Origin of the sequence: Microbacterium sp. (assembly GCF_049661145.1) — a bacterium.
In the GTDB taxonomy this organism is placed as follows: domain Bacteria; phylum Actinomycetota; class Actinomycetes; order Actinomycetales; family Microbacteriaceae; genus Microbacterium.
The window spans coordinates 24,454-34,044 of sequence record NZ_JBASZT010000163.1 but is presented as its reverse complement, the minus strand read 5'-3'; the positions used below and the strand labels follow the sequence as shown (position 1 = coordinate 34,044).

Annotated in this window: 10 protein-coding genes; 5 read left to right on the top strand and 5 right to left on the bottom strand. The window is 67.1% G+C overall.

Features of this window, described 5'->3' with window-relative positions; all coding sequences use genetic code 11:
- Positions 1 to 925 precede the first annotated feature (925 nt).
- The 4 genes from WBP48_RS07480 to WBP48_RS07465 form a co-directional block, all read right to left on the bottom strand.
- Positions 926 to 1,717, bottom strand: a complete 792-nt coding sequence (locus WBP48_RS07480) for a siderophore-interacting protein (RefSeq protein WP_424438376.1) — start codon at positions 1,715 to 1,717, stop codon at positions 926 to 928.
- Between the two features lie 23 nt (positions 1,718 to 1,740).
- A complete protein-coding gene (locus WBP48_RS07475; protein ID WP_424438373.1) occupies positions 1,741 to 2,346 on the bottom strand; it encodes an ECF transporter S component in 606 nt (201 codons plus the stop codon).
- Positions 2,347 to 2,417: 71 nt separating this feature from the next.
- Positions 2,418 to 3,440, bottom strand: a complete 1,023-nt coding sequence (locus WBP48_RS07470) for an alpha/beta hydrolase (protein ID WP_424438370.1) — start codon at positions 3,438 to 3,440, stop codon at positions 2,418 to 2,420.
- On the bottom strand, positions 3,437 to 4,357 hold the full coding sequence (locus WBP48_RS07465) for a helix-turn-helix domain-containing protein (RefSeq protein ID WP_424438367.1): 921 nt from the start codon (positions 4,355 to 4,357) through the stop codon (positions 3,437 to 3,439). The genes WBP48_RS07470 and WBP48_RS07465 overlap by 4 nt, the downstream gene beginning before the upstream one ends.
- Positions 4,358 to 4,631: 274 nt before the next feature.
- Here WBP48_RS07465 and WBP48_RS07460 point away from each other — a divergent pair, with 274 nt between their 5' ends.
- Positions 4,632 to 5,462, top strand: a complete 831-nt coding sequence (locus WBP48_RS07460) for an alpha/beta hydrolase (protein ID WP_424438364.1) — start codon at positions 4,632 to 4,634, stop codon at positions 5,460 to 5,462.
- Complete coding sequence (locus WBP48_RS07455; protein ID WP_424438361.1) at positions 5,459 to 6,055, top strand: NADPH-dependent F420 reductase; 597 nt, start codon at positions 5,459 to 5,461, stop codon at positions 6,053 to 6,055. The genes WBP48_RS07460 and WBP48_RS07455 overlap by 4 nt, the downstream gene beginning before the upstream one ends.
- Before the next feature lie 10 nt (positions 6,056 to 6,065).
- On the opposite strand, the gene WBP48_RS07450 is transcribed toward WBP48_RS07455, so the two are convergent.
- Entirely contained in the window at positions 6,066 to 6,980 is a 915-nt protein-coding gene (locus WBP48_RS07450; RefSeq protein ID WP_424438358.1) for a bile acid:sodium symporter family protein, read from the bottom strand.
- A 135-nt stretch (positions 6,981 to 7,115) separates the two neighbouring features.
- On the opposite strand from WBP48_RS07450, the gene WBP48_RS07445 reads away from it, so the two are divergent.
- From WBP48_RS07445 to WBP48_RS07435, 3 genes are read left to right on the top strand one after another with little or no spacing between them, the layout of a single operon-like run.
- Entirely contained in the window at positions 7,116 to 8,306 is a 1,191-nt protein-coding gene (locus WBP48_RS07445) for a CE1758 family FMN-dependent luciferase-like monooxygenase (RefSeq protein ID WP_424438379.1), read from the top strand.
- 23 nt (positions 8,307 to 8,329) lie between these two features.
- Positions 8,330 to 8,788: a MarR family winged helix-turn-helix transcriptional regulator gene (locus WBP48_RS07440; protein WP_424438355.1), complete on the top strand. Its 459-nt coding sequence runs from the start codon at positions 8,330 to 8,332 to the stop codon at positions 8,786 to 8,788.
- Positions 8,785 to 9,519, top strand: coding sequence for a CE1759 family FMN reductase (locus tag WBP48_RS07435; RefSeq protein ID WP_424438352.1), 735 nt, complete (start codon positions 8,785 to 8,787; stop codon positions 9,517 to 9,519). Before WBP48_RS07440 ends, WBP48_RS07435 begins: the two co-directional genes overlap by 4 nt.
- Positions 9,520 to 9,591 lie beyond the last annotated feature (72 nt).

The window sequence follows — 9,591 nt, the reverse complement described above, 5'->3', positions numbered from 1 at the left end:
ACGGGATCATCACCATCGACGGCCACGACATCGCCGTCGCCGTCCCCCTCGAACCCCACGCCGCCACCGCCATCGAAGCCATCAAAACCCGCGCCGCCGCGGGGCACTAGCCTGAGCCAAGTCGGGTCGCAATGCGGCGACGACTGCGGGCGTCGTTGTCGCGCCAGTGCAGTCGAGGAGCCCGACCTGGGCGAAGCCGGCGCAGCACTTCGCGGGCAGGATCGCACGCACCCGGATCCGCGACAGTGGCCGCAAGGAGGTAGATGCCTTCAGCGAGAGCGCTGCTCGCGGCATGCATAGACTCGTCCACCCACGCGTGCAACACGGGTGCCGAATCCATCGATCCATCTTCTCGGGTAGGACCGACATCTCGCGCGCGGATGCGATGCAACCCACCTCATGGCTGAGCTGCCCGCTGCTGGCCGCATGGGCGACGAGCCAGGAGACCGAGACCGCGCCTGTGCGGCAGTGAGCTGGTCGGCGAAGAGTGGAACGAGTGAGCACCCGCGCTCCCGCCTCAACATGACCACGGAATCACCGTTACCTGATACCTATGTGTCTGATGTCGGATCTCATGAGAGTTGTCAGGTCGCCGAGTAGCTGACCTGGGGTTTTCTCACTCAAGTCGTCATGCAAGACGGACGATCTTTCTCACGACACCTGTCATGAATACGATGCGGGTACCACCTTTCCACTGAAGCACGTTGGCACGGATCTCGGGAAGGATCATGCCGCCCCGCCATGAATCCGTCCGGGCCTGCGAGGTAGTGGTCGACGGCCTTTCGGAAGAGCTGGCTGGCCGAACGCAGCGTGGATGCTGCGCCGGTTGATGCCCATCGCTTCGGTGAGCGCGGTCAGTGAGGCCCCCTCGACGCTGCTGCGCGCGGCCTGAGTCGCGCGCTGTGGGCTGAGCGGCGTCAGTTGCTCAGCCCACAGCGCGTGTGGGGAGGCGCCAGTACCCACAGAACGCGACCTGGTCCTTAGGGATGCCGCGGGTGGCGGTGAGGTATCGACGAGTGCCGGTGGCGAGGGCAGACTCCCCGGCGGTGTAGGCGTAGACCCCGGCCGGCGCGAACTCGGCGTCATCGTGTACGTGATGCAGTGCGGTTACGCCGGGTCGCTGCCCGGGCGCGCGAGGGAGCCATCGGATGTCGATGCCCGGGGGAGCGGTGAACTCCTGCCGGTCGGCGAGGTCGGGGACCTCGATCACCGCGACCCCGCGTGCGGCGTCGGGAAGGGATGCGCAGATGCCGGCGATCGCGGGCAGCGCCGTCTCGTCACCGACCAGCAAGAATCTGTCGGCGTCGGCGGGCGGAGCGAACCCGATGCCCTCATCCAGCAGCGCGATCTGGGTTCCGGGTTGGGCGGCCTGCGCCCAACTGGACCCGATGCCGCCGTCGTGTAGCACGATGTCGATGTCGATCTGCGTCCCCGTCGGCGGGCGGCGTAACTCGCGGACGGTATAGCTGCGCATGTGCGGGCGGATGCTGCGGGGCGTGGCGAGGAACTGTGCGTAGCCGAGCAGATCACCCCGGCCGGGCAGCCGGAACTCGCCCTGCCCGTCACGTGGGAAGAAGAACCGGAACCACTGGTCGAAGCCCATCGGGTGGAGCTCATCGAGCTCTCCGCCACCGATCGTGAGTCGCCACATGTTCGGGGTGATCTGCCTGCCGTCGATGACGTGGCCGCGCAGCATCTTCTGCACGGCCGGTTTCACGGGCCGGCTGTGGTCGCGTGCCATCAGGTGGTCGATTCCGCGCCGGCTGCGGCATCCGGTTCCGTCGCGATTCGCGCACCGCGACGGCGACGATCCTCGGCGAGCTGGACTCCGCGGAACACCCCGATGGCGGTCAGCCGGGCCGCGAGCAACCGGGCGAGGAACGTGGTCAGCAGCAGGACGGCAGTGAGGATCAGCGGCAGGCCGAGCTGCAGCGCGAGCGTCGCCGAGGCGAGGTCGTACGCGAAGAACCAGTAGACGCTGTAGAACGCCGCAGCCCACAGCGCCATCACGTAGAACAGCCACGGCCGCCAGTATCGGTACCCGGCGACCAGGAAGGGAAGCTCCATCAGGATGCCGATGATCACGAACACCGAGACGCTGACGATCCCGGTCGGGACGAACGGCGCCTGTACGAGACCAGCGAGCACCGACGTCAGCAGCCCCACTCCACCGCGGCGCAGGGCAGCCAGCGCAATGACGCCGGGCAGGAAGTAGATCCCGGCGGCAAGGCCCAGCAGCATCGGTGCGACCACGACGAGCGCGTTGAAGAGGTAAGCATTGCCGATGTTCAGCAGACCACCGGCGACGCCGATCGCCGCGCACGTCAGCAGAAGCCTCGTGGTCATCTCTCCTCCTGGGACCGTCGGGTAAGGCGACCCTCAGTGATCATAGGCGGGTCTACACGCGGGCGGTCGTGTCAACGGTCACCGAAGGCGGCGCGCAAGGTGGCGCCGAGCTGGCCGATCGCGGCCTCGGCGGCCATAGTGCCGCGGAGGGTGTCGAGCATCATGAAGCTGTTGGTGACCCCGGAGTAGCGTACGGCCAGGGCGGGCACCCCGGCGTCGCGGAGAGCGGCAGCGTAGGCTTCACCTTCGTCGCGCAGGCAGTCGGCCTCGGCTGTGATGATGAGCGCGGGCGGCGTCTGCGCGAGCAACGCGGCCGGCGCCCGGGCGGGCGAGGCTTCGTGGTCGAAGCGTCGGGCCGGGTTGGGGCAGTACAGCCTCCAGAAGTCCCGATACCCCTCAGCGCGTAGCGAGTAGCCGGTGGCGAACTCGGTGAAGCTCGCGGTGTCGCACGCTGCGTCCGTAGCCGGATACATGAACGCTTGGAAGGCGAACTGCACTGCCAGGGAGCCGGCGGCGGCGCGGAGGGTGAGGGCCGCGGCGATGGTGCCGCCCATCTGGTCGCCGACGACCGCGATGCGGCTCGCGTCCAGTCCGTGGGTGTGCCCTTCGTCGACGATCCAGCGGGCGACGGTCGCGCATTGGTCGATCGCGGTGGGGTACGCGTGCTCGGGTGACAGTCCGTACTCGGGGAACACGATCGTCGCTCCGGAGGCGTCCGCGACCTCCCGCACCAGGCGGTCGTGGCTTGCGGCGTTCCCCATCACCCAACCGCCGCCATGCACCCACAGCACGACCGGTGCGGGCGCGGAGCCGCGGTGCCGCGTCGGACGGACCACGCGTACCGGCACCGGCGGGTGCTCGCCGCTGTGCGCGTTCACGACGTACCAGTCCTCATCAGCGGCTGGGCGCGGTGTGGGGCGGGCTTGGAGCTCGTCGAGCATTCGCCGTTTCTGGTCGGGGGTGACCGTGTACAGGTACGGGATGAACTCGCCGGCCTCGACGAACGCCTGCGCTTCCGGTTCGAGGGAGATGCCGTGAGGGTTCGCGATTCCGACGGGGATGGCGCGCGTGGTGTCGTCGCGTTCTATGGTCATCTGCGCCTCCGTGCGCGGGCTTGAATCTGCCACTGCTTCGGGCTCATCCCGTACGCAGCAGTGAACGCTCGAGAGAAGTGGGCGGGGCTCACGAATCCCCAGGTATGGCAGACGTCGGAGATGGTGACGTCGGGATAGTCGGCATTCGCGAGGACGTACCGGCAGCGTTCCAGGCGCGCATGCAGGATCCACCGCCCGACGGTGACACCTTCACCCTGGAACAGTTTGTGCAGGTACCGCACCGAGATCCCATGTGCCAGAGCGATCCTCTCGGGGGTCAGGCCGGGATCGTCGAGATGCGTGTCGATGAACGCCTTGACTCGGAGCACGAATGTGCGGCGCGCTGCGTCCTCGAGCGGCATGTCCCGCATCGTGTCGCCGATCAGGGTGGCGAGGATGTCGGTGACGTCGTGCACAAGCCGATCTCGGGTTACGGGGTGCAGGTTCACATTCGGCTGCGCCAGTCGACCGAGGTAGGGCACGAGGAATGCGCTGAGCGCGTGTCCTTGTCGCAGTTGCGTGCCGGTCAGGTGTGAGACGTCGGTCTCCGCGAGTCCCAGCATGGCTTTTGGGAACTGGAAGTTGCGGGTGGCGAACATGTCCCGCGACACGATCTGGTACGGGCGGGTGGTGTCCAGCAGCACCAGGTCGCCGGCCTGCAGGAAGATCTCGCGGTCCCCCTGCCGGAGCCGCATCTGGCCGCCGTCAACGAATGCGAGGGACAGGGTTTCCTGCGGGTCGCGGGCGATGTGCCTCCACGAGCGTTCGGCGCGGAATGCCGGGCCTTCCGGTACGACGGCGAGGAACACATCCCCGAACGTCTCATGCCGTGGCGCGAGGCGAGGCGGCAGGTCAGAGGTCAGGCGCAGTTCCACCTGCACAAGCCCCGGCGGCACCTCCATGAGCACGTCAGGCATCCGCGAACCCCCTTCCCGGGACGGTCATGCCGTGTCACCAGGGTAGGGCCGGGGCGCGAGCGATGTCTTCCGCGTAGCGCACCAAGGTACCCCGGACCCGGGACCCCGGTGCGCGCTCGGTCAAGTCCCACTCCCGCCTGTTCGCTGTCGGTCAAGCCGCTCCGGTCGGTTCGCTCTCGGTCAAGCATGACCTGCATCGGCGGGTCTAGCGTCGCGATCGGAGCCCCGGCAGGCCGTCGGGGTTCATCCGCACCCCACATCGAAGGAGCCTGAGATGACTGACGTCGTCTTCTTGCATGGCCTGTGGATCTCCAAGGAGTCCTGGAAGCCGTGGATCGACCTGTTCGCCGAGCGTGGCTACAACGCCATCGCTCCGGCCTGGCCCGGAGAGGCCGACACCATCGCCGAGACCCGTGCGAATCCCGACGCGCAGGCGGGGTATGGCATCGACGAGCTCGTCGACCACTTCACTGCCGAGCTGAAGCAGCGCGAGACGAGGCCCGTGGTTGTCGGCCACTCGTTCGGCGGGCTGTTGGCCGAGAAGCTGCTCGGCCGTGACTGCATCGCCGGTGCCGTCGCAATCGACCCCGCCCCGATCAAGGGCGTGAAGCCGCTGCCATTCGCGCAGCTGAGGTCCGCGTTCCCCGTCCTCGGCAACCCGGCAAACAAGGAGCGTGCGAAGGCGCTCAACGAGAAGCAGTTCCGGTACGGTTTCGGCAACGCGCTCACCGAGGAGGAGTCGGACGCGCTCTGGGCGGCGTGGAACATCCCCTCGCCGGGCAAGCCGCTGTTCGAAGCCGGATTCGCGAACTTCTCGCCGAACTCGCCTGCGAAGGTCGACACCGACAACGAAGATCGCGGCCCGCTGCTGGTCATCGCCGGGTCCGCCGACCACACCGTGCCCGAAGTCTCCGTGCGCGCCACTTACGGCCTGTACGAGGGGTCGGCGGCAGTCACCGACCTGCACGTGTTCGAAGGCAAGGGCCACTCCCTGACCATCGATCACGGCTGGCGGGAAGTCGCCGAGGTCGTGCTCGACTGGCTCGACAAGCAGGGGTACGGCGCGACGACCACGACGTCGGCACCGGCCTCGACGCCGGCATGAGCGTCGGGTTCATCGGCACGGGCGCGATCGGCGGGGCGGTCGCCGCGCTGCTGGCCGCGACCGGTCAGACGGTCGTGGTCAGCAACAGTCGCGGTCCCGCTTCGCTGCAGGCGAAGGCCGCGCAGCTGGGTGCGACGGTCACGGCCGGCACCACGAAGCAAGCGGCAGAAGCAGATGTCGTGTTCGTGTCGGTGCCGTGGTCGCACGTGGCGGCGGCGCTGGGCGCGGTGTCGGACTGGTCGGGAAAGATCCTCGTCGACACCACTAACCCGCTCGAGGCGCCGACGTTCCGCAAAGCCGAGCTGGGCGGTCGCACATCCAGCGAGGTCGTCGGATCACACGCGCCCGGAGCCCGTGTCGTGAAGGCGTTCAACCATCTCAGCCCGGTCTCGTATGCTGACCCACGACCACTTGGCGGGCGCCGGCTGCTGTTCATGTCGGGCGACGATCCGACCGCGAAGTCGGCCGTCCTGGACTTGATCGAGCCCACCGGGTTCGTCGCCATCGACCTCGGCGGACTCGCTGAAGGTGGCAGGCTCCATGAGTTCCCCGGCGGGCCCCTGCCAGCACGCAACTTCGTCGAACTCGCCTGAAGCCCCACCCCTACGGTGCGCCGGACCCGCTCACCGGGTTCTGCGCACCGTAGGCATGTCCCTCGGTGACAGAGTTCCGATGCACGACCCGGCGAGCGACGCTGAAACCGAAGCCCAGGGCGAAGAGGTTCATCAGAATCCCGTAGAGCGCGCCGGGCAACGCGAAGGCGGGGTCGCCCAGCGCCACAGTGCCCACGAAGATCGCGACACCGGCGTTGTGTATCCCGATCTCGAACGATGTCGCAACCGCCTGCCGAGGCAAGACCCGCAGCAGTCGCGGTGCGAAGTAGCCGATCGTGAAGCTGGTTGCACTGAACAGGCTCACGGCGGCGGCGAGGGTGCCGAGGGACGCAACGAGTGTCGACCAGCCTGGGATGATGACGGCGAGGTTGATCCCGATCAACACGAGGACGGATGCGAGCTTTACGGCGCGGTTCACGCGCGCAGCCAGTCTTGGCAGCAGGCGACGCACCAGCATCCCCAAGGCGACCGGTCCGAGCACGATGACGAAGAACTCGACGACCTTCGCCCACTGCAGCCCGATTGCGTCGCCCGGGTAGAACACCGTCAGCGCGAGGTTGGTGATCAACGGGAGCGTCACCACCGACAGCACCGAGCTCACCGCGGTGAGGCTGATGTTCAGCGCGACATCGCCTCCGAACAGGTGACTCCACAAGCTCGCCGCCGCCCCGCCCGGCGACGCCGCGAGCAGCAGCATCCCCACCGCGAACACCGGAGGCAACCCCAGCACGACGACGATCCCCCAACACACCAACGGCAGCAGGATCACCTGGCACGTCAACGCGATCAGTGCGACCCGCGGATGCCGCACGACCCGGGCGAAGTCCGCGGCAGTCAGCGACATGCCGAGTCCGAACATGATCACGCCCAACGCGACTGGGATCATCGCTGCTACCGCATCCATCACGCCATCCTCGCAATCGACGCGACGTCGGCAGGCCACTGACATGACTCTCCGCGCAGGAGTTCTAGGGAGAGTGGAATATATGCGCAGTCATGTTTTGTTGGACCCGACATGAGCGAGAACAACACCTCTGGGATGCAGTTCGGAATCTTCTCGGTGAGCGACATCACCCGCAATCCGGTAACCGGTCAGACGCCGAGCGAAGCGGAGCGCATCGAAGCGACGATTCGCATCGCTCAGCGTGCGGACGAAGTCGGGCTAGATGTGTACGCGATCGGCGAGCATCACAACCCCCCGTTCTTCTCGTCGTCACCCACGACCTTGCTGGCCGGGATCGCGACCACGACGAAGAACATCCTCCTCAGCACGGCGGTAACCCTGGTGACGACGAACGATCCGGTCAAGGTCGCGGAGGACTACGCGATGCTCCAGCACGTTGCCAAGGGGCGCATGGACCTGATGCTCGGCCGCGGAAACACGGTGCCGGTGTACCCGTGGTTCGGCAAGGACATCCGCCAGGGCCTGCCACTCGCGCTGGAGAACTACAACCTGCTGCATCGGCTGTGGCGCGACGATGTCGTCGACTGGGAGGGCACGTTCCGCAGTCCGCTGCAAGGATTCACGTCTACCCCGCGTCCGCTCGACGACGTTGCACCATTCGTATGGCACGGCTCCATCCGCACGCCCGAGATCGCAGAGCAGGCCGCGTTCTACGGCAACGGATATTTCGCCAACCACATCCTCGCCCCCAACTTCCACTTCAAGCCGCTGATCGACTTCTACCGTCAGCGGTTCGAGCACTACGGACACGGCACCCGCGAGCAGGCGATCGTCGGACTCGGCGGACACGCCTTCATCGGACGCACATCGCAAGCCGCCCGCGACGTCTACCGGCCCTACTTCGAGGGCAACGAGATCTACGGGCAGGCGTACAACCTCGATGACTACATCGCGCAGACGCCCTCGAGCGTGGGCAGCGTGCAGGAGGTCATCGACAAGACCCTCACCTTCCAGGAGGGGTTCGGCGACTACCAGCGGCAGCTGTGGAACGTCGACGCCTTCGGGCTCCCGGTAGAAACGGTGCTCGAACAGGTCGAGTTGCTCGGCACCGAAGTCGTACCGGTGCTGCGCAAGGAAATGGCGGTGAGGCGCTCGTCGGGCGCGGCCGACGCACCTACACATGCGAGCCTGGTGCGTGCGAAGTACGGCGACGCCGAACCGCGACAGCCCCGCCCGAACCCGAACCGTGGTGACAACGTCACGGGCACTTCTCCCTACCAGGACAGCGATGCGACGTTCCGTGCCAACTACCCGGCAGTGGCATGATGGCCGCAATTCGGGCCGGGAGTGTGGCAGTCGATGCGGTGCGCGCGTGGGAGAGCCTGTTCCGGGCACAGGCCAGCATCGCCCGCGAGCTGCTGCGCGAAGGCACCTGGAACGAGGTCAGCGCCCGCGAGTATGGGGTCCTGTACGAGCTCACTCGTTGGCCAGGTGGCGCACGCTTTACCGACCTTCAAGCGGACGAGCTGCTCACCCAGCCGGGCCTGTCTCGACTGGTCGGCCGGCTGGAACAACGCGGGCTGGTGGCGCGAACCGATGACGCGCAGGACCGCCGCGCGGCACGCCTGCGTCTCACCGACGAAGGCCGATCGGTGCAACGCCGCCTCGGCGCCCAGCACGCCCGCGATGTCGCCGCGCTGATGATGCTGGACCACGAGAAGCTCGACCAGCTGCGCAGCCTCTGCGACGAACTCGTCGCACACATTCCCACTGCAGCGCACAACGACACGACGGAAGAGACCCGATGAATACGACGCTCCCCCACACCGCTGAGATCGCGGTGATCTCGGCAGGTGTCAGCGACCCCTCCAGCACACGTCTGCTGGCCGACCGGCTCGTCCAGCGCAGCATCGAAAACCTCGAGGCGCTCGGCCTCGCCGCGACCGCGTCCTTCATCGACCTCGCCCCGCTCGCCACAGAAATTGCGACCGCGACCATCGGTGGCCCGCACAGTGACCGGCTCACCGTCGCGATTGCACGCCTCGCGTCAGCGGACGCCGTCATCGCGGCCACGCCGATCTACAAGGCCGGCGTCAGCGGGCTCTTCAAGTCGTTCATCGATCTCCTCGACAACGACCTCCTCATCGCGAGACCCGTCCTGCTCGCCGCAACCGCCGGCAGTCCACGACACGCTCTTGTGGTCGAAGACCAGCTGCGCCCGCTATTCGGCTTCATGCGCGCGCTGACTCTGCCAACCTCTATCACCGCGACCCCGGACGACTGGGCGGACGCGGACCTCAGCACCCGAGTCCACCGCGCGGCCACAGAGCTCGCCCATACTGTCCGCGCGCGAATCGCGGAGAGTATCGCCGACGCCACCTGGAACGCCCACCGCCACGAACACGCAGGAGCAGCCACACGCAGCGCGACCGACACCATCAACGTCGAGACAGCGCTCATGCAACTCGCCGCCGGCGGCACCCTGACTGCGGCCCGCGAGCAACGTCAGCAGTTGATCAACAGCCCGCTGCCCAACTGAACGCTCGGTCGCGCGACGATGCGGAGACGAATCTAGCGACGTCTAGGGAAAAGCTAGACATCCCTAGACTTC

What these genes read in the sequence shown, in the direction of transcription:
- WBP48_RS07470 (WP_424438370.1), bottom strand. Translation starts at nt 3,440, where the DNA reads ATGACCATAGAACGCGACGACACCACGCGCGCCATCCCCGTCGGAATC.
- WBP48_RS07455 (WP_424438361.1), top strand. Translation starts at nt 5,459, where the DNA reads ATGAGCGTCGGGTTCATCGGCACGGGCGCGATCGGCGGGGCGGTCGCC.
- WBP48_RS07460 (WP_424438364.1), top strand. Translation starts at nt 4,632, where the DNA reads ATGACTGACGTCGTCTTCTTGCATGGCCTGTGGATCTCCAAGGAGTCC.
- WBP48_RS07475 (WP_424438373.1), bottom strand. Translation starts at nt 2,346, where the DNA reads ATGACCACGAGGCTTCTGCTGACGTGCGCGGCGATCGGCGTCGCCGGT.
- WBP48_RS07435 (WP_424438352.1), top strand. Translation starts at nt 8,785, where the DNA reads ATGAATACGACGCTCCCCCACACCGCTGAGATCGCGGTGATCTCGGCA.
- WBP48_RS07445 (WP_424438379.1), top strand. Translation starts at nt 7,116, where the DNA reads ATGCAGTTCGGAATCTTCTCGGTGAGCGACATCACCCGCAATCCGGTA.
- WBP48_RS07450 (WP_424438358.1), bottom strand. Translation starts at nt 6,980, where the DNA reads ATGGATGCGGTAGCAGCGATGATCCCAGTCGCGTTGGGCGTGATCATG.
- WBP48_RS07465 (WP_424438367.1), bottom strand. Translation starts at nt 4,357, where the DNA reads ATGCCTGACGTGCTCATGGAGGTGCCGCCGGGGCTTGTGCAGGTGGAA.